The following is an 18,250-nucleotide window of genomic DNA, read 5'->3' on the forward strand; positions in this document are numbered from 1 at the left end:
CGGGAAAACCCGCCGATCCCACTGACACCAGACCTGAGGCGGCGACCGGCGATGGCCGACCATAAATACCTTTCCATTCGCGGGGCACGCGAACACAACCTGAAGAATGTCGATCTCGACCTGCCGCGTGACAGCCTGATCGTCATGACCGGCCTGTCGGGCTCCGGCAAATCGTCGCTTGCTTTCGACACCATCTATGCCGAGGGCCAGCGCCGTTACGTCGAGAGCCTGTCGGCCTATGCGCGCCAGTTCCTCGAAATGATGCAGAAGCCGGATGTCGACCAGATCGACGGGCTGTCGCCGGCCATCTCCATCGAGCAGAAGACCACGTCGAAGAACCCGCGCTCGACAGTCGGCACCGTCACCGAGATCTACGACTATATGCGCCTGCTGTTTGCGCGCGTCGGCATCCCCTATTCGCCGGCGACCGGCCTGCCGATCGAAAGCCAGACGGTCAGCCAGATGGTCGACCGGGTGCTGGCTGTCGAGGAAGGCACGCGCCTTTTCCTGCTGGCGCCGATCGTGCGCGGCCGCAAGGGTGAGTATCGCAAGGAACTGCTGGAGCTGCAGAAGAAGGGCTTTCAGCGCGTCAAGGTCGACGGCGTCTTCTATGAGATCGCCGATGTGCCGGCGTTGGACAAGAAGTACAAGCACGACATCGATGTCGTCGTCGACCGCATCGTCGTGCGCGGCGACCTGGCGACACGGCTTGCCGATTCCATCGAAACGGCGCTCAAGCTGGCGGAAGGGCTGGCGGTGGCCGAGTTCGCCGACCGGCCGCTCGACGCCAGCCAGACCGGCGAGGACTCGGTCAACAAATCGAAGAACGAGACGCATGAGCGCATCCTGTTCTCGGAAAAATTCGCCTGCCCGGTTTCCGGCTTCACCATTCCGGAGATCGAGCCCAGGCTGTTCTCGTTCAACAACCCGTTCGGCGCCTGCCCGACCTGCGACGGCCTCGGCAATCAGCGCGCCATCGACGCCAGCCTGATCGTGCCGGACGAAAACGTCTCGCTGCGCGACGGCGCCGTCAGCCCGTGGGCGAAATCGACCTCGCCCTATTATGCGCAGACGCTGGAAGCGCTGGGCAAAGCCTACGGCTTCAAGCTCGGCGACAAGTTCAAAGACCTGACCGAAGAGGCAAAGGATGCCGTCCTGCGTGGCACCGGCGAGCGCGAGGTCACCTTCCAATATGATGACGGCCTGCGCTCCTACAAGACCACCAAGACGTTCGAGGGCGTCATTCCCAATCTCGAACGGCGGTGGAAGGAAACCGAATCCGCCTGGATGCGCGAGGAGATCGAGCGCTTCATGTCGGCGACGCCCTGCCCGGTCTGCAAGGGATACCGGCTGAAGCCGGAAGCGCTGGCGGTGAAGATCGCCGGCAAGCATATCGGCGAAGTCACAGAGCTGTCGATCCGCAAGGCCGACCAGTGGTTCACCGAACTGCCGCCACATCTCAACGACCAGCAGAACGAGATCGCGGTGCGCGTTCTCAAGGAAATCCGTGACCGCCTGCGCTTCCTCAACGATGTCGGCCTCGACTATCTGACGCTGTCGCGCAATTCCGGCACGCTGTCGGGCGGCGAGAGCCAGCGCATAAGGCTGGCGTCGCAGATCGGCTCCGGCCTCACCGGCGTGCTCTATGTGCTGGACGAGCCGTCGATCGGCCTGCACCAACGCGACAATGCCCGCCTGCTCGACACGCTCAAGCATCTGCGCGACATCGGCAACACGGTGATCGTCGTCGAGCATGACGAAGACGCCATCCTGCATGCCGACTACGTCGTCGACATGGGTCCGGCCGCCGGCATCCATGGCGGAGAGATCATCGCCCAGGGCACGCCGCAGCAGGTGATGGCCAATCCTAATTCGATCACCGGTAAATATCTGTCGGGCGCGCTCGAAGTCGCCACGCCCGGTGTCAGGCGCGAGGCCAAGAAGAACCGCCGGCTGAAGATCGTCGGCGCGCGCGGCAACAATCTCAAGAACGTCACTGCCGAAATCCCGCTCGGCACCTTCACCGCCGTCACCGGCGTGTCTGGCGGCGGCAAATCGACCTTCCTGATCGAGACGCTGTTCAAGGCGGCGTCGCGCCGCATCATGGGCTCGCGCGAGCATCCGGCCGATCACGACCGCATCGAGGGCCTCGAATTCCTCGACAAGGTCATCGACATCGACCAGTCGCCGATCGGCCGCACACCGCGTTCGAACCCGGCCACCTACACCGGCGCCTTCACACCGATCCGCGACTGGTTCGCCGGCCTGCCCGAGGCCAAGGCCCGCGGCTATCAGCCGGGCCGCTTCTCCTTCAACGTCAAGGGCGGCCGCTGCGAGGCCTGCCAGGGCGACGGCGTCATCAAGATCGAGATGCACTTCCTGCCCGACGTCTACGTCACGTGCGACGTCTGCCATGGCAAGCGCTACAACCGCGAGACGCTCGACGTCCTGTTCAAGGGCAAGTCGATCGCCGACGTCCTGGACATGACGGTCGAGGAAGGCGTCGATTTCTTTGCCGCCGTGCCCGGGGTGCGCGACAAGTTGGAGACGCTGAAGCAGGTCGGCCTCGGCTACATCCATATCGGCCAGCAGGCGACGACGCTGTCGGGCGGCGAGGCGCAGCGCATCAAGCTCGCCAAGGAATTGTCGCGCAAGGCGACCGGCAAGACGCTCTACATCCTCGACGAGCCGACCACCGGCCTGCACTTCCACGACGTCGCCAAGTTGCTGGAAGTGCTTCACGAACTGGTCGACCAGGGCAACACGGTGGTGGTCATCGAGCACAATCTCGAAGTCATCAAGACCGCCGACTGGGTGCTCGACCTCGGCCCCGAAGGCGGCGATGGCGGTGGCGAACTGGTGGCACAAGGCACACCGGAAGCGATCGTGCGCGAAAAGCGCAGCTACACCGGCCAGTTCCTGAAGGAGCTTTTGGAGCGGCGGCCCGGAGGCAAGCGCGAAGCGGCGGAGTAACTGACAGACCGGTCGGGCGCCTGGAGAGCTTTGAATGACAGTCCGACAGGCGCTTGCCGGTGATCTCGACGGAGTCGTCTCGCTGACGCAGACCGCCTATGAGCACTACACGCCCTTGTTCGGCGCGCCGCCGATCCCAGTCACCGAGGACTATGCGCCACGCATCGAGCGTGGCGAGGTCTGGCTCTTGGAGAGCGGCGCGGAACTCGCCGGGCTGATCGTTATTGAGCGCCACCCCGATCATGCGATGATCTTCAGCGTCGCGGTCTCCCCCCCTTTTCAGGGGAGGAAACTCGGTACCGCGCTGCTCGACTTCGCCCAGGAACAGGCGGGGCTATGGGGTGTGCCGGAGGTGCGGCTCTACACCAATTCGCGCATGGAGCGGAACATCGAGATCTATACGGCCTATGGCTTCCACGAAACGGGCCGCCGAGCCAATCCCCACCGTCCCGGATGGATCGTGGTCGACATGATCAAACCGGTTGGAAAAATAGCCTGACCGCATTTTTAGAACTGGGAGGAAGACGATGATCAGCCAAGGAACAATCCGCGCCGGGATGGGCGGCTGGACTTTCGAACCCTGGGATACGTCCTTCTACCCGGACAAGCTTTCCAAGGCCAAACAGCTGAGTTACGCCACCCGCCAGGTACCGAGCATCGAGGTCAACGGCACCTACTATTCCAGCTTCAAGGAGCCGACCTTCGTCAAATGGGCGAGCGAGGCGCCGGACGGTTTCGTCTATTCGCTGAAGGGCAATCGCTTCGTCACCAACCGCCGCGTGCTTGGCGAAGCCGGCGAGTCCATGACGCGCTTCCTCGGCTCCGGCGTTGCCGCGCTGGGCGACAAGCTGGGCCCGATCCTGTGGCAGTTCGCGCCGACGAAAAAGTTCGACGCCGACGATTTCGAGGCCTTCCTGAAGCTGCTGCCGGAAAAGCAGGATGGCGTGGCGCTGCGCCATGCGCTGGAAGTGCGCAACGACAGTTTCAGCGTGCCGGAATTTGTGGGCCTGGCGCGCAAATACAAGGCGGCAATCGTCTATGCCGACCATGCCAAATATCCTGGTATCGCCGACATCACCGGCGATTTTATCTATGCGCGGCTGCAGACCGGCAGCGACGACAATCCGGATTGCTATACGCCGAATGGCCTGGACGAATGGGCAGCGCGGGTGAAGACCTGGGCGCAAGGCAAGCAGCCGGCCGATCTGCGGCGCGCCGATCCGACTTTCGACGCGCCGGTGAAACCGCGCGATGTGTTCGTCTACTTCATCACCGAGGGCAAGGTGCGCGCGCCGTTCGGCGCCATGGCGCTGATGAAGCGGGTGAGCTGATCGGTTAAAGCGCGTCGCGCTGAAACGGATTCATACGACGCGATTTAAGTCTTTGTCTTGATGCATGCCGTTGTCCCAGAACCGCGGCACACTTCTGGGCGACATGCATTAGGAGCAATTCCAGGAAAAGTGTGGAACGGTTTTCCCGGGAAAGCGGTCAGCGCTTTCCCTTGAAAAGGGTTTCAACCCAGAATTGCTACGATGAACCGAAGCGTGATAGCTTATGCGCATCGTAACCTTATCGATACCTCCATCCTGCATAAATCCGGTGCGGGTCCTTTCTAGAGGCCGGCCGCCGCGGGCAAGGACGAGGGCATGTCGCTCGACTACAGTTCCCTTCTGTTGGCTGTCGGGTTTTCCGCCGCTTGCCTCGGCCTGACGCTGTTCGGCATTTGGCTTACCGCGCGCTCGGAAAAATTCCTGCTGACCTGGGCGGTCAGCGTGCTTCTGATCGTCGCCGACGTCTTCGCCTACCAGGCCTATATCGACGCGCCCGGACGCCTGCTCGGCCTCGCCAGCTTCACGTTCCTGCTGCTCGGCTTCGCGACCATGCTGGGCGCGGCCCATCAGTTCACGACCGGCCGCTCGCCATTGCCGCGCATCGCTGTCGGCGCCGGCGTCTCGCTGGCAGTCGCCTTGCCGCCGATGGCGCTTGGCTATGACGGGCTGGGCTTCATGCTGGAGAATGCCTTCGCCGCGCTGCTTTTGTTTGCGACGGCCTATGAATACTGGAAGGGTCGTACGGAATTCCCGGCCCCGATCCTCGGCATTGCAGGGCTCTACACCGCCACCGCAATTTCCTTCGTGCTGTGCTCCGGTGCACTTGTCTGGGATGGCAGGCTGGTGCTTGGCCATGCGCCGAGCAACTGGGCCGAGGATTTCAGCCTCATCGTCGTCATCGCCTGCATGACCGGCATCGGCGCGCTCTCGCTGGCGCTCAACCAGGGACGCCTGGCGCAGCATCATCGCCGCGAAGCGCTGACCGATCCGCTGACCGGACTGCTCAACCGGCGCGCTTTGTTCGACCTGCACGGCAAAACACCGGTCCGGTCCTTCACCGCCGTGATCGTGTTCGATCTCGACGGCTTCAAGGCCATAAATGACGAGTTCGGCCATGCCACCGGCGACGAGGTGCTGAAACTATTCGCCAAGGATTTGACCGCCAATCTCCAGCCAGGCGATGTCGCCGCGCGCATGGGCGGAGAGGAATTTGCATTGGTGCTCGATCGCACCTTGCCTGAAAAGGTGGAATTCATAGCCGAGCGCATCCGGGCCAGTTTTGCCATGCGCCGGATCGATACCGAGACCCGCCTGCTCTCCTGCACGGTCAGCGCCGGCTACGCCTTCGGCAGCGAGGGCGGCACCAAATTCGACAAGGTGCTCAGCGCCGCCGACAAGGCGCTTTACGGCGCCAAGCGCGGCGGCCGCAACCGTGTGCTCGCCTTCCGGCGCGCCGGGTAGGCTGGGCTGATATTCAGCCGGCCTGAACCTCACCACACGTAAAACAACACTCCAAAGCGCGTCGCATGAGGCCGTTCAGGCGCGACGCGCTTTTAGGCCGCTATGACGATCTCGTTGTAAGTGTCGAGGTCGACGTAGAAAACCTTGGTGATTTCGCCGATCAGCTCATCCTGCTGGTAGCCTTGCGAGCGCAGAATGTTGATGGCGGTGATGATGTCGACACGCTCTGTCAGCCGTCGTTTCTGGTGGTCCTCGACGAACCGTTCCATAGCCCTATTCTCCTGGCAAGATTATCTGAACGCATTGACCGACAATCAGAACTGCGAGGGAAGCTAGGGTGGCTTGCTTGCGTGGAACTTGCAGGCTGAGCCAGCATATTCCCTCGATCTGCTACAGAACCAGACTGATACGGAAGCGGCCGACTCACCGAGGCCTAGGAAAGACTAGCATGCAGTATTCGGCGTGCCAGAGGTGGCGACCTCGGACGAAAGTCCGACGCAACGGGCGCGGACCTTCGCGACTTCATCATCCTTGGGCGTAGCGACGCGAAGCGGAGCGAAGACCCAGGGATCCATGCCGGGACGAAGAAGCGTCATTAACGGTGCAGAATGTGGAATGGCCAATGTGCCGCAGAAGCGATCTTGTTCTGCATCGCGGCACTCTTTGGCTGATGTCGCGGCATGGATTCTGGGGTCTGCGCGCGTCGCTCCGCTCCTTGGCTCCGCCCTAGAATGACGAAGTGATTGTGGGCATTTCAGCCAATCTTCGACGTGTACGATCCGTGCAGCCGTCGACCTGCGTTAAACCGTCAGAAACTTCCTGACGTCCGCCCGGTCGAGATCTTCGGCCGGGCCGGTGTGGACGATCTGGCCGCGGTCCATGATGTTGACCTCGTCAGCGAGCTCGCGGCAGAAATCCAGATATTGCTCGACCAGCAGAACGGCGATACCGGCCTGGTCGCGCAGATAGCGGATGGCGCGGCCGATGTCCTTGATGATCGAGGGCTGGATGCCTTCGGTCGGCTCGTCGAGCACCAGCAGTTTCGGCCGCATGACGAGCGCCCGGCCGATGGCGAGCTGCTGCTGCTGGCCGCCTGAGAGATCGCCGCCGCGGCGCCCCACCATCTGCTTCAGCACCGGAAACAGTTCGAAGACATGCGCCGGCACGTTGCGGTCGGCGCGCTTCAAGGGCGCAAAGCCGGACTCCAGGTTTTCGCGCACCGTCAGCAGCGGAAAGATCTCCCTGCCCTGCGGTACGAATGCGATGCCCGACCGGGCGCGATCATACGCCGCGCTCCGGTCGAGCGCCTTCCCCTCGAAGGCAACGCTTCCGCTCGTCAGCCGGTGGTGGCCGACGATCGATCTCATCAAACTGGTCTTGCCGACGCCGTTGCGGCCGAGCACGCAGGTGATCTTGCCGGCACCCGCCGTCAGCGACACACCGCGCAACGCCTGAGCAGCGCCGTAATGGAGCGTGGCGTTGGAAACTTCGAGCATGTCAGCGCCTTCTCCAGAAGCGGAGGAACGAAAAGTCGAAGCGATGGAATTGCACCCGCCAGACCATGCTCATCTCCCGAGATAAACTTCGACGACCCGCTCGTCGGCCGAGACGAAATCGAGCGAGCCTTCCGACAGCACCGAGCCCTCATGCAGGCAGGTGACCTTGACGCCGAGTTCGCGCACGAAATGCATGTCGTGCTCGACGACGATGACCGAATGCTCGCGCGCTATGTCCTTGAGCAGCCGCGCGGTTTCCTCGGTCTCGGCATCGGTCATCCCTGCGACCGGCTCGTCAACCAAAAGCAGCTTCGGGTCCTGCGCCAGCAGCATGCCGATCTCCAGCCACTGTTTCTGGCCATGGCTGAGATTGGCTGCCAGATCGTGGCGCTTGTCGCCCAGCCGGATGATGCCGAGGATGTCGTCGATCTGTCTGGCTTCGCCGGCCGAGCGGCGATGGAACAGCGCCGGAAAGATCGAGCGCGGGCCCTTCAGCGCCAGCATCAGATTGTCTTCGACGCTGTGGCTTTCGAAGACGGTCGGCTTCTGGAATTTGCGGCCGATGCCCATCATGGCGATCTCCGCCTCGTCGTGCCGGGTCAGATCGACCTGGCCGTCGAAGAACACTTCGCCCTCGTCGGGCCGGGTCTTGCCGGTGACGATGTCCATCATCGTCGTCTTGCCGGCGCCGTTGGGACCGATGACGGCGCGCATCTCGCCCTTGTCGAGCACCAGCGACAGATTGTTGATGGCGCGGAAACCGTCGAAGGAGACCGAGACGCCGTCGAGATAGAGGATGGTGTTGGACTTCGACATCGCTCTATTCCGCCGGCTGCGGTTCGGGCCCGGACGCGGACCAGGCACCGGGCGTTGTTGCTGCGCTGCGCACGATCTTCGATGGCGGCGGGGCATCAGGGTCTGTGCCCGCTTCCTCTGCAATCGCTGCAGCCCGCATCGCCCGAGCGTTACCGCGCCAGGAATCCCACATGCCGACGATGCCCTTGGGCAGGAACAGGGTTACGGCGACGAACAGGCCGCCGAGCGCAAACAGCCAGAACTCCGGCAGCAGGCCGGTGAACCAGGATTTGCCGGCGTTGACCAGCAGCGCGCCGACGATCGGGCCGACAATGGTGCCGCGCCCACCGACGGCTGCCCAGATCACGACTTCGATGGAATTGGACGGCTCGAATTCGCCGGGATTGATGATACCGACCTGCGGCACATAGAGCGCGCCGGCGATGCCGGCCATGACAGCCGAGACGCTGAAGGCAAACAGCTTCACGTTCTCCGCCCGCCAGCCGAGGAAGCGGGTGCGGCTCTCGGCGTCGCGCACCGCCATCAGCAGCTTGCCGTATTTGGAGCCGACGATCGCCCAGGTGATGAAGACGGCGAGCGCGAGTATGATGGCGCTGGCGGCAAACAGGGCCGAGCGGGTGGCGTCGGCCTGCACGTTGAAGCCCAGAATATCCTTGAAATCGGTCAAGCCGTTGTTGCCGCCGAAACCCATGTCGTTGCGGAAGAAGGCGAGCAGCAGCGCGTAGGTCATCGCCTGGGTGATGATGGAGAGATAGACGCCGGTGACGCGGCTGCGGAAGGCGAACCAGCCGAAGACGAAGGCGAGCAGGCCGGGCACCGCCAGCACCATGATGGCGGCGAACCAGAAGTGGTCGAAACCGGTCCAGAACCAGGGCAATTCCTTGTAGTTCAGGAACACCATGAAATCGGGCAGGATCGGATTGCCGTAAACGCCGCGCGAGCCGATCTGGCGCATGAGGTACATGCCCATCGCATAGCCGCCGAGGGCGAAGAAGGCGCCATGGCCGAGCGAGAGGATGCCGCAATAGCCCCAGACGAGATCGAGCGCCAAGGCAAGCAATGCATAGCAGAGGTACTTGCCCGTCAACGCGACGATGTAGGACGGAATATAGAACGCGCTTTGCGGCGACACTGCGAGGTTGAGCAGCGGCACGATAATGGCGGCCGTCAGCAGGATGAAAATAGTGATGGCGATGCGACGGTCGGCACCCGCGGCGAAGAAGCGTCCCGTGATCATGTTTCCACCGCCCTGCCCTTGAGCGCGAACAGGCCGCGCGGGCGCTTCTGGATGAACAGGATGATCAGCACCAGCACGACGATCTTGCCGAGCACCGCGCCAGCATAGGGTTCGAGAACCTTGTTGACGATGCCGAGCGAGAAGGCGCCGACCAGCGTGCCCCAGAGATTGCCGACGCCGCCGAAGACCACGACCATGAAGCTGTCGATGATGTAGCCGCGGCCGAGATTGGGCGAGACATTGTCGATCTGGCTGAGCGCGACGCCGGCAATGCCGGCAATGCCGGAGCCGAGCGCAAAGGTCAGCGCATCGACCCAAGGCGTCCTGATGCCCATCGAGGCGGCCATGCGGCGGTTGGCGGTGACGGCGCGCATCTGAAGGCCCCAGGGCGTGCGCTTCATAACAAAGAGCAGCACGCCGAAGACGGTGAGCGCGAAGACCAGGATCCAGAGGCGGTTCCAGGTGACGGCGAGTTGGCCGACATCGAACGATCCCGACATCCAGGAGGGGTTGCCGACCTCCTGGTTGGTCGGTCCGAAGATCGAGCGCACCGCCTGCTGCAGGACAAGCGAGACGCCCCAGGTTGCGAGCAGCGTTTCCAGCGGCCGGCCGTAGAGGAAACGGATGACGCCGCGCTCGATGATCAGGCCGACGGAAGCGGCAACCAGGAAGGCGAGCGGCAGCGCGATCACCAGCGACCAGTCGAACAGGCCGGGGAATGAGGTTCGGATCACCTGCTGGACGACGAAGGTGGTGTAGGCGCCGAGCATCACCATCTCGCCATGCGCCATGTTGATGACGCCCATGACGCCGAAGGTGATGGCGAGGCCGATGGCGGCCAGCAGCAGCACCGAGCCAAGCGAGATGCCGTACCATATGTTCTGGCCGGCATCCCACAGCGCCAGGCTCGAATTGATGCTGGCGATTGCCGCCGTCGCGGCATCCTTGACCGCGCCTTGCGCATTGGCCTCGACCGCGGTGAGCAGCGAGACCGCGTCGCGGTCGCCGCGCGCGCCGATCAGGGCAATGGCGGCAAGCTTGTCGGCCTCCGGCTTGTCGGAGACCAGCACCGATGCCGCGCGCGCCTGTTCGAACAATGCCTTGACCTTGGCGTCGGTCTCGGCGGCGATGGCTGCATCGAGCGGCTCGATATTGGCGGCATCGGGGGTCTTGAACATGGTGTCGGCGGCGGCGATGCGGACAGAAGGATCTTTCGCGCGCAACGTCAGCGTTCCCAGCGCATCTCGGATGACACGACGCAGCGTGTTGTTGACCTTGATCTTGGTGATGTCGGCCTTGGCGGCGTCGCCGGCTTTCTCGCCGCTCAGCGGGTCGAGCAGCGTGACGCTGTCGGCGGCCTCACTGCCGACGAAGACGGCTGAATCGGCTTTACGAATGTAGAGATTGCCTTCGGCGAGGGCTGCAAGCGGCCGTTCAACCAGCGGATCGCCGGTGGCGGCAAGTTCGCGCACCACGGCCTCAGTGGTGGCAAAGCCCGTGCCCGTGGCGAATTTGGCGACGATGGCGCGCAGATCGGCTTCGGCTGCGTTCGACGGCAATAGGCTTGCCACCAGGAACACCAGCATGAGGCCGAGAGTGCGCAACAGGATCATCCGTTCAGATACTCTTCTGTGGGGAAATTCCGCGTCCGGGCGGGCTGAAGCGCCCGGACGCTTGGCGGTACCGATCGTGGACGCGTCCACGATCGGTCAGTCCCGGGAGGGATCAGTTCGTGCCCTTGCCGCCGCATTTGCCGGTGGCAACGTTGAAGTTGCCGCAGGACAGAGGCGCGCGCCAATCCGAAATCAGGTCCTTGGAATCGGGCAGATAGTCGGACCATTCGTCGCCCATCACGAGGCCGGGCGTCTGCGACACGGTCTCGAACTGGCCGTCGGCCTGGATCTCGCCGATCAGCACCGGCTTGGTGATGTGATGGTTCGGCATCATGGTCGAATAGCCGCCGGTGAGGTTCGGCACGGACACGCCGACCATGGCGTCGATGACCTTGTCGGGATCGGTGGTGCCAGCCTTTTCGACCGCCTTCACCCACATGTTGAAGCCGATATAGTGAGCTTCCATCGGGTCGTTGGTGGTGCGCTTGTCATTCTTGATGAACTTGTGCCAGTCGGCGATGAACTTCTTGTTTTCGGGTGTGTCGACGCTCTCGAAATAGTTCCAGGCAGCGAGATGGCCGACCAGCGGCGCGGTATCGAGACCGGCCAGTTCTTCCTCACCGACCGAAAAGGCCATGACCGGGATGTCCTCGGCCTTGATGCCCTGGTTGCCGAGTTCCTTGTAGAACGGAACGTTGGCGTCGCCATTGACGGTCGAGACGACGGCGGTCTTCTTGCCGGCCGAGCCGAATTTCTTGATTGCGGAGACTTCGGTCTGCCAGTCGGAGAAGCCGAACGGCGTGTAGTTGACCATGATGTCTTCGGCGGCGACGCCCTTGGCCTTCAGATAGGCCTCGAGGATTTTGTTGGTGGTTCGGGGATAGACGTAGTCGGTGCCTTCCAGCACCCAGCGCTTCACCGAGCCACCGTCCTCGCTCATGAGATAATCGACGGCAGGAATCGCCTGCTGGTTCGGGGCGGCGCCGGTGTAGAACACGTTGCGCTCGCTTTCCTCGCCCTCATACTGGACGGGGTAGAACAGGATGTTGTCGAGTTCCGAGAACACCGGCAACACCGATTTGCGCGACACCGAGGTCCAGCAGCCGAACACGGCGGCGACCTTGTCCTTCGAGATCAGCTCGCGCGCCTTTTCGGCAAAGAGCGGCCAGTTGGAGGCCGGATCGACAACGACCGCCTCGAGCTTCTTGCCGAGCAGACCGCCCTTGGCATTCTGCTCTTCGATGAGCATCAGCATGGCGTCTTTCAGCGTCGTCTCCGAAATCGCCATGGTCCCCGATAGCGAATGCAGAATGCCGACCTTGATCGTGTCTTCGGCGGCCTTGGCCGGAGACGACATCGACAGGCCGGCGGCGATCACGCCCGCCGAAAACATTTTTGTTATTGTGGAGAAATTACCCCTCATACCGAAGACTCCCAAGCTGTTTGATTGCACCGCGACAATGCAAAGCAACTGCCGTGCCAAACGCGAAGGCGCCGCTCACAAAGATGGAATAGCCGAGCGTTATCAGCCGGTTGGTATATGAGCTGGAGAAACAAAAAGGCAGCCGGTAAAAATTGATTGAGGCAAATTTGCGCAGCGCACACCACTTTTGCCTAATTTTCGCCCAATTGAGACAAATGCCTAGTTTTTGATCTCCGGCCGTGGGTTCCGGGCGAACAATGTTGCGGCACCGCGCAAAAATAGGGCAAGCTCGCCCTTCAAAAGAGAGACGTCATGACATCTCGCATCTCACGCATTTCCTGCATCCTGCTGCTGATGGCAACGAGCGGCGCCGCGCGCGCCGATTTCAGCGAGGGCAAACTTCCTGACGGCACCTATCATTGCGAGGTCTATTTGCTCGGCGCCTTCCTCAACCTCGGCGACATCACTATCAAGGGCAATGTCTATACCGGCCCGGTGACGTTCGGAACGGCGCTGCAAGGCTACAACTATCAGATGAACGCCAATGGCGAGATCACCTGGCTCGGGCCGCTGGGCGGCTATACCACCGGTGGCAACTCCGTCTCCATGACACAGGCAACACTGGACGGCGAGACCGCCCCGTCATTCGACATCATTCTGAAGCAGCCCGACGGCGCCTTCACCGCCTCGACCTGCACCAAGGGCTGAGCGATGCGTAGTGCCGCGCCCAGTTGCGGCAAAACCTTCCTCTTATGTCATGTGAATGTTGCCTAAGCAGACTAGGGCAACGGTGCGCCGTAACATCCACCCTGAGAGGCAGACACCATGGCCAATACACCGTCTTCATCCTCCCCCGTCATCCGCGAAATCATTGCCGAGCGCGTCTCGCGCCGGTCTCTTTTGAAAGGCAGCCTCGCCTCCGGCGCGCTGATTGCCGGCGGCAGCTTTGTCGGCTCCTTGTTTGCCGGCGAAACGCATGCCGCCGCAGCGCAGTCGACGCTCGGCTTTCCCGAGCTGAAGCGGGTCTACGACAAGACCCATGCCGCCGCCGAAGGCTATGAGACGACCATCGTCGCGCGCTGGGGCGACCCGCTTGCAGCCGGCCTCGCCGAATTCGACGGCAACAAGGTCGCGGCGGAGGAACAGGAAAAGCGCTTCGGCTACAATTGCGACTACATCGCCTTCATGCCGCTGCCCAAGGGCACGGTGAATTCCGATCATGGCCTGCTCTGCGTCAACAACGAATACATCTCGCCCAATGTGATGTTTCCGGGGATGACCGAGGGCGATGCCGGCAAGACGATGACCAGGGAACAGGTCAATCTCGGCATGGCCGCGATGGGCCATTCGATCCTCGAGGTGCAGGTGAAGGACGGCAAGTGGGAAACCGTGGCGGACAGCCCGCTCAACCGCCGCATCACCGCCAACACCGAAATGACCGTTTCCGGACCGGTTGCCGGCCATGCGCTGATGAAAACTTCGGCCGACCCGACTGGCACGAAAGTGCTCGGCACCAGCTATAATTGCAGCGGCGGTTTCACCCCCTGGGGTACGGTGCTGACCTGCGAGGAAGGCGTGTCCGACATTTTCGGCGGCGACCCGAAAAAGGCGCCGACTGCCGACCTGCTCGACCGTTACGGCTTCGACGGCTCCGACATCTATGGCCGCGGCCGCTTCCATGACCGCTTCAACCTCGACAAGGAACCGAACGAGGCCAACCGCTTCGACTGGGTGGTCGAGATCGACCCTTACGATCCTCAGTCCAGGCCGGTGAAGCGCACGGCACTTGGCCGCATGTCGCATGAGGCCTCGACCGTGGTCCTCAACAAGGACGGCCGCGTTGTCGTCTATATGGGTGACGACGACTATTTCGAATATATGTACCGCTTCGTCTCGGCCAAGGCCTATGACAAGGCCAACCCGGCCTCCGGCGCCGATCTGCTCGACGATGGCGTGCTGTCGGTCGCCCGCTTCGATGCCGATGGCTCGATGACGTGGCTGCCGTTGGTGCACGGCCAGGGCAAGCTTACCGTCGAGAACGGTTTTGCCGACCAGGCCGAGGTGCTGTTGAAGACGCGGTTTGCGGCAGATGCGCTCGGCGCCACGCCGATGGACCGGCCCGAGGACATCGAGACCAATCCGGTGACCGGCCGCGTCTATGCGGTGATGACCAAGAACAAGAAGCGCGACCAGTCAAAGGTCAATCCGGCCAACACGCGGCCGGAAAATCTCTGGGGCCATATTGTCGAACTGATCCCGCCCGGCGGCCGCGGCGCGGATGCCGACCACACGGCGGAAAAGTATGCCTGGGACCTGTTCGTGCTCTGCGGCAACCCGAAAGATGCCAAGGTTGGCGCCACTTTTCATCCGGACACGTCGGACAATGGCTGGTTCGTCTGCCCCGACAACATCACCTTCGACCCGGCGGGGCGGCTGTGGGTGGCGACGGACGGCGCCAATGATTTCGACCTGCCGGACGGCGTCTATGGCGTCGACACCGAAGGTGCGGCGCGCGGCCTGCCGAAGCTGCTGTTCACCTGCCCGCACGGCGCCGAAGCGACCGGCCCGTGCTTCACGCCGGACGGCACGACTTTGTTCCTGTCGGTGCAGCACCCTGCGGAAGATGCCGAGACGCTCGACAAGGCGCAGACGCTATGGCCCGATTTCAAAGACGGCCAGTTGCCGCGACCTTCCGTCGTCGCCATCCGCCGCAGGGACGGACAGCCGGTCGGCGCATAGTGAGTCCTAGTGAAAAAGGCGGAACGCGCCATGCGCGTTCCGCGTAGCGATCCGGGAGGACGGCTCAGATCGTCTTGGCCGACATTTGCGAAGCGATGTATTCGGCCTGGCGGATAGCCAGCGACACGATCGTCAGCGTCGGATTTTCAGCCGCACCGGTCGTGAACTGGCTGCCGTCCGACACGAACAGGTTCTTGATGTCGTGCGCCTGGCCGTGCTTGTTGACGACGCCGTCTTCCGCCTTTTCGCTCATCCGGTTGGTGCCGAGATTGTGGGTTGAGGGATAGGGCGGCGTCGGGAAGGAGCGCGTCGCGCCGACCGCATCGTAAAGCGCTGTGGCCTGCTTGTAGGCATGGTTGCGCATCGCCGTGTCGTTGGGATGATCATCGAAATGCACGTCGGCGATCGGCATGCCGTGCGCGTCCTTCTCGTCCTTGTGCAGCGTGACGCGGTTTTCCGCGCGCGGCATGTCCTCGCCGACGATCCACAGGCCAGCCATGTGATCATAGTGGTCGAGCGCGGTGGTGAAGGAACGGCCCCAGCCGCCGGGATTGAGGAAGGCGGCCATGAAGGGCAAGCCGAGCGACAGCGTCTCGAATTCATAGCCGCCGACAAAGCCGCGTGAGGGATCGTGCCGCGCCTCGTCGCGGATAATGCCGGCCATGGTGGTGCCGCGATACATTCGCACCGGTTGGTCGAAAATGGCGTAGACCGAACCGGTGGTGTGGCGCATGTAGTTCTTGCCGACCTGCCCCGACGAATTGGCAAGCCCTTGCGGAAACTTCGCTGACTCGGAGTTCAGCAGCAGGCGCGGGCTTTCGATCGAGTTGCCGGCGACGGCAACGATGCGGGCCTTCTGCTCCTGCAGCTTGCCGTTCTTGTCGGCATAGACGACGCCGGTCACTTTTCCGCTAGCGTCATGGTTGATCTTGATCGCCATGGCGTTTGGCCGGACCTCGAGATGGCCGGTCGCCTCACCCTTGGGAATCTCGGTGTAGAGCGTCGACCATTTGGCGCCCCATTTGCAGCCCTGGAAGCAGAAGCCGGTCTGTTGGCAGGAGTTGCGGTCGTCGCGCTCGACCGAATTGATTGCCATGTTGCCGGTATGACATTCCTTATAGCCGAGCTTGTCGGCGCCGGCCTTGAGCACCTTGAAGTTGTTGTTGCCGGGCAGCCGCGGCCAGCCATTGGTGCCGGTGACGCCCATCTTGGCTTCCGCCTTGGCGTAGTAAGGCTCCATCTCGGCCAATGTGACCGGCCAGTCCAGCAGGTTGGCGCCTTCCAGCTTGCCGTAGGTCGAGAGCGTCTTGAACTCATGCTCCTGGAAGCGCAGCGAGGCGCCGGCCCAGTGCGTGGTCGAGCCGCCGACCGATTTGACGATCCAGGCCGGCAAACTGGGGAAATCCTTCGACACCCGCCAGTCGCCTGAGGTTGTGCGCTTGTCCGTCCAGGCGAGCTGGCTGAAGGAACCCCACTCGTCGTTGATGAAATCCTCGTATTCGTGGCGCGCGCCGGCCTCGAGGATGACGACATCGACGCCTTTCTGGGCGAGTTCGTTGCCGAGCGTGCCGCCGCCGGCGCCGGAGCCGATGATCACGACCACGCCGTCGTTGTTGAGATCAAATGAAGCTGCCATGGTTTCCTCCCATGAATTCCTGTTTGCGGGGTTTCAGAACGACGGAAGGGCTCAGAGCCACTCTATGTCGTCGAAACCGCGCGCGATGTAGCCGCCCTTGGAGTAGGATTCGCCCTCGTAGCCGAAAATCGGCCACACCTCCTGCTGGTTGTAGAGGCTGACGACGAGGCCGCCGCGGATGGACTGGAAGAACGGCGTCGCCTCGATCTGCTGCAGCACGGCAACGCGCTGCTCCTCCCAGCCGAGGCCGCGATAGCCGCCCTCGCCCGACTTCTTGTCGAGGTTGGCGATGCCGTCTTCGATCATCGTCTTGTAGGCAGCGTCCTTGCCGGCCTGCTCATCATGCCCTTTTACGGCGATGGCGTAGTATTTGTCGGGCACCTGATCGTGCGGATAGATGTCGCGCGCCATCTGGATCAGCGTTGCCATAGTTTCGGGCTTGAGCGCCGATGTCTCAAGCCCCCAGGCATTTTCAGGGCTGATGACGGCGCTGCCGGAAATGACGAGCAACGCGCCGATGCCGCCGCGTTTGAGAAGTTCACGACGTGAGAGCCTCGCGTCATAGATCGTGACCATTTGTTCCTCCCTGCTTGCTGTTTGCGCCCTTGAACAGCGCCGTTGCTGGCGCCGCGCGGCTGAATGCGGCTGATAATCCCCTACTGGAAGCGCCCTCCACGCTGCAGAACCTCGATCTTGTAGCCGTCGGGGTCCTCGATGAAGAAAAAGCGGGCGATCAGCGATCCGTCGCGGTTGAATTCGACCATCTTCTTGGGGTTGAGGCCGAGCGCGCCGATCCGGTCGTGTTCGCTGTCGAGATCGGACACCGAGACCGCCAGATGGCCGTAACCGTCGCCAAGCCCATAAGGCTCGGTGCGGCCCTTGTTCACGGTGAGTTCGAGCTCGAACCCCGTTTCGGCGTTGGCAAGGTAAATCAGCGTGAATGTCTCGAAATCCAGCCTGTCGGCGACGTCGAGCCCGAAAGCGTTTCTGTAGAAATCGACGGATCTGGCCTCTTGGAGAACCCGGATCATGGAATGGATTGCCTTCGCCAAATCAGTCTCCGCCGCTGCATGTTGGAGGCGATTATGGGCGGCACGCGCGAAAGGTGGTGGCAGCCGGTTACCACGGCTAAATTTGGGTAGTGTGCTGAGAGTTCTGCAAATTCGCTGAGAGGGGGCGGTCATGGCAGGCTGGTGATTGTTCACGTCACCTGATTCCCGCGAAGGAACGCCACCATGACCAAGACTGAAGTTAAGACCGCCAGCGCTGCCGTCAAAGACATTTTGCTTTCGAACCCGGATGGATTGCACGAAGTGCTCCGTGCGGTGATGCAGGAGGTGCTTGAGGCCGAGATGGACGAGGCGCTGGGTGCCTCGAAGAGCGAGCGCACGCCCGAACGGCTTGGCTATCGCTCGGGCTATTACGGCCGCACCCTTGTGACGCGGGTCGGCAAGCTCGAGCTGCGGGTTCCGCAGGACCGGGCCGGGCGCTTCTCCACCGAGCTGTTCGAGCGCTACCAGCGTTC

The 18,250-nt window shown here is 62.5% G+C and carries 16 protein-coding genes; 7 read left to right on the forward strand and 9 right to left on the reverse strand.

Features of this window, described 5'->3' with window-relative positions:
* Positions 1–51: 51 nt before the first annotated feature.
* From uvrA to NKJ18_RS12320, 4 genes are all read left to right on the forward strand, one after another.
* Positions 52–2,973: an excinuclease ABC subunit UvrA gene (gene uvrA, locus NKJ18_RS12305; protein WP_023693385.1), complete on the forward strand. Its 2,922-nt coding sequence runs from the start codon at positions 52–54 to the stop codon at positions 2,971–2,973.
* A gap of 34 nt (positions 2,974–3,007) precedes the next feature.
* The gene (locus NKJ18_RS12310) at positions 3,008–3,472 is read left to right on the forward strand and encodes a GNAT family N-acetyltransferase (protein ID WP_352500043.1); all 465 of its coding nucleotides are present in this window, start codon (positions 3,008–3,010) and stop codon (positions 3,470–3,472) included.
* Positions 3,473–3,500: 28 nt separating this feature from the next.
* Entirely contained in the window at positions 3,501–4,304 is an 804-nt protein-coding gene (locus NKJ18_RS12315) for a DUF72 domain-containing protein (RefSeq protein ID WP_023834139.1), read from the forward strand.
* Between the two features lie 315 nt (positions 4,305–4,619).
* Positions 4,620–5,765: a GGDEF domain-containing protein gene (locus NKJ18_RS12320; protein ID WP_023670937.1), complete on the forward strand. Its 1,146-nt coding sequence runs from the start codon at positions 4,620–4,622 to the stop codon at positions 5,763–5,765.
* Positions 5,766–5,857: 92 nt separating this feature from the next.
* On the opposite strand, the gene NKJ18_RS12325 is transcribed toward NKJ18_RS12320, so the two are convergent.
* From NKJ18_RS12325 to urtA, 6 genes are all read right to left on the reverse strand, one after another.
* Positions 5,858–6,034 (reverse strand): hypothetical protein, encoded by a 177-nt coding sequence (locus NKJ18_RS12325; RefSeq protein ID WP_023670936.1) that lies wholly within the window; start codon positions 6,032–6,034, stop codon positions 5,858–5,860.
* A 531-nt stretch (positions 6,035–6,565) separates the two neighbouring features.
* Positions 6,566–7,261 carry an urea ABC transporter ATP-binding subunit UrtE gene (gene urtE, locus NKJ18_RS12330; RefSeq protein WP_023670935.1) on the reverse strand — a complete coding sequence of 232 codons (696 nt, stop codon included), beginning with the start codon at positions 7,259–7,261 and terminating at the stop codon, positions 6,566–6,568.
* A 69-nt stretch (positions 7,262–7,330) separates the two neighbouring features.
* A complete protein-coding gene (urtD, locus tag NKJ18_RS12335; protein ID WP_023684623.1) occupies positions 7,331–8,077 on the reverse strand; it encodes an urea ABC transporter ATP-binding protein UrtD in 747 nt (248 codons plus the stop codon).
* A 4-nt stretch (positions 8,078–8,081) separates the two neighbouring features.
* Positions 8,082–9,314, reverse strand: a complete 1,233-nt coding sequence (urtC, locus tag NKJ18_RS12340; RefSeq protein WP_023746152.1) for an urea ABC transporter permease subunit UrtC — start codon at positions 9,312–9,314, stop codon at positions 8,082–8,084.
* The gene (urtB, locus tag NKJ18_RS12345; protein ID WP_023693379.1) at positions 9,311–10,927 is read right to left on the reverse strand and encodes an urea ABC transporter permease subunit UrtB; all 1,617 of its coding nucleotides are present in this window, start codon (positions 10,925–10,927) and stop codon (positions 9,311–9,313) included. The genes urtC and urtB overlap by 4 nt, the downstream gene beginning before the upstream one ends.
* Before the next feature lie 112 nt (positions 10,928–11,039).
* Entirely contained in the window at positions 11,040–12,350 is a 1,311-nt protein-coding gene (urtA, locus tag NKJ18_RS12350) for an urea ABC transporter substrate-binding protein (protein ID WP_023684621.1), read from the reverse strand.
* Between the two features lie 312 nt (positions 12,351–12,662).
* Here urtA and NKJ18_RS12355 point away from each other — a divergent pair, with 312 nt between their 5' ends.
* Together NKJ18_RS12355 and NKJ18_RS12360 are read left to right on the forward strand one after the other, a co-directional pair.
* On the forward strand, positions 12,663–13,058 hold the full coding sequence (locus NKJ18_RS12355) for a hypothetical protein (protein ID WP_023684620.1): 396 nt from the start codon (positions 12,663–12,665) through the stop codon (positions 13,056–13,058).
* 117 nt (positions 13,059–13,175) lie between these two features.
* Positions 13,176–15,089 (forward strand): PhoX family protein, encoded by a 1,914-nt coding sequence (locus NKJ18_RS12360; protein WP_023684619.1) that lies wholly within the window; start codon positions 13,176–13,178, stop codon positions 15,087–15,089.
* A gap of 64 nt (positions 15,090–15,153) precedes the next feature.
* On the opposite strand, the gene NKJ18_RS12365 is transcribed toward NKJ18_RS12360, so the two are convergent.
* The 3 genes from NKJ18_RS12365 to NKJ18_RS12375 form a co-directional block, all read right to left on the reverse strand.
* Positions 15,154–16,725: a GMC family oxidoreductase gene (locus NKJ18_RS12365; protein ID WP_352758297.1), complete on the reverse strand. Its 1,572-nt coding sequence runs from the start codon at positions 16,723–16,725 to the stop codon at positions 15,154–15,156.
* Positions 16,726–16,776: 51 nt separating this feature from the next.
* Complete coding sequence (locus NKJ18_RS12370; protein WP_023684617.1) at positions 16,777–17,301, reverse strand: twin-arginine translocation pathway signal; 525 nt, start codon at positions 17,299–17,301, stop codon at positions 16,777–16,779.
* An 80-nt stretch (positions 17,302–17,381) separates the two neighbouring features.
* Positions 17,382–17,777 (reverse strand): VOC family protein, encoded by a 396-nt coding sequence (locus NKJ18_RS12375; RefSeq protein WP_352758298.1) that lies wholly within the window; start codon positions 17,775–17,777, stop codon positions 17,382–17,384.
* A 183-nt stretch (positions 17,778–17,960) separates the two neighbouring features.
* Here NKJ18_RS12375 and NKJ18_RS12380 point away from each other — a divergent pair.
* The coding region (locus tag NKJ18_RS12380) for an IS256 family transposase (RefSeq protein WP_023751997.1) at positions 17,961–18,250 on the forward strand (290 nt) is incomplete at its 3' end.

The sequence above is a fragment of the Mesorhizobium sp. M0217 genome, from assembly GCF_040321955.1.
Lineage (GTDB): Bacteria > Pseudomonadota > Alphaproteobacteria > Rhizobiales > Rhizobiaceae > Mesorhizobium.

Excerpts from the sequence above, each read along its gene's own strand:
- NKJ18_RS12370 (WP_023684617.1), bottom strand. The coding sequence starts at position 17,301 with ATGGTCACGATCTATGACGCGAGGCTCTCACGTCGTGAACTTCTCAAA.
- urtD (WP_023684623.1), bottom strand. The coding sequence starts at position 8,077 with ATGTCGAAGTCCAACACCATCCTCTATCTCGACGGCGTCTCGGTCTCC.
- uvrA (WP_023693385.1), top strand. The coding sequence starts at position 52 with ATGGCCGACCATAAATACCTTTCCATTCGCGGGGCACGCGAACACAAC.
- urtB (WP_023693379.1), bottom strand. The coding sequence starts at position 10,927 with ATGATCCTGTTGCGCACTCTCGGCCTCATGCTGGTGTTCCTGGTGGCA.
- NKJ18_RS12310 (WP_352500043.1), top strand. The coding sequence starts at position 3,008 with ATGACAGTCCGACAGGCGCTTGCCGGTGATCTCGACGGAGTCGTCTCG.
- NKJ18_RS12320 (WP_023670937.1), top strand. The coding sequence starts at position 4,620 with ATGTCGCTCGACTACAGTTCCCTTCTGTTGGCTGTCGGGTTTTCCGCC.
- urtA (WP_023684621.1), bottom strand. The coding sequence starts at position 12,350 with ATGAGGGGTAATTTCTCCACAATAACAAAAATGTTTTCGGCGGGCGTG.
- NKJ18_RS12315 (WP_023834139.1), top strand. The coding sequence starts at position 3,501 with ATGATCAGCCAAGGAACAATCCGCGCCGGGATGGGCGGCTGGACTTTC.
- NKJ18_RS12355 (WP_023684620.1), top strand. The coding sequence starts at position 12,663 with ATGACATCTCGCATCTCACGCATTTCCTGCATCCTGCTGCTGATGGCA.
- NKJ18_RS12365 (WP_352758297.1), bottom strand. The coding sequence starts at position 16,725 with ATGGCAGCTTCATTTGATCTCAACAACGACGGCGTGGTCGTGATCATC.
- NKJ18_RS12325 (WP_023670936.1), bottom strand. The coding sequence starts at position 6,034 with ATGGAACGGTTCGTCGAGGACCACCAGAAACGACGGCTGACAGAGCGT.
- NKJ18_RS12360 (WP_023684619.1), top strand. The coding sequence starts at position 13,176 with ATGGCCAATACACCGTCTTCATCCTCCCCCGTCATCCGCGAAATCATT.
- urtC (WP_023746152.1), bottom strand. The coding sequence starts at position 9,314 with ATGATCACGGGACGCTTCTTCGCCGCGGGTGCCGACCGTCGCATCGCC.
- urtE (WP_023670935.1), bottom strand. The coding sequence starts at position 7,261 with ATGCTCGAAGTTTCCAACGCCACGCTCCATTACGGCGCTGCTCAGGCG.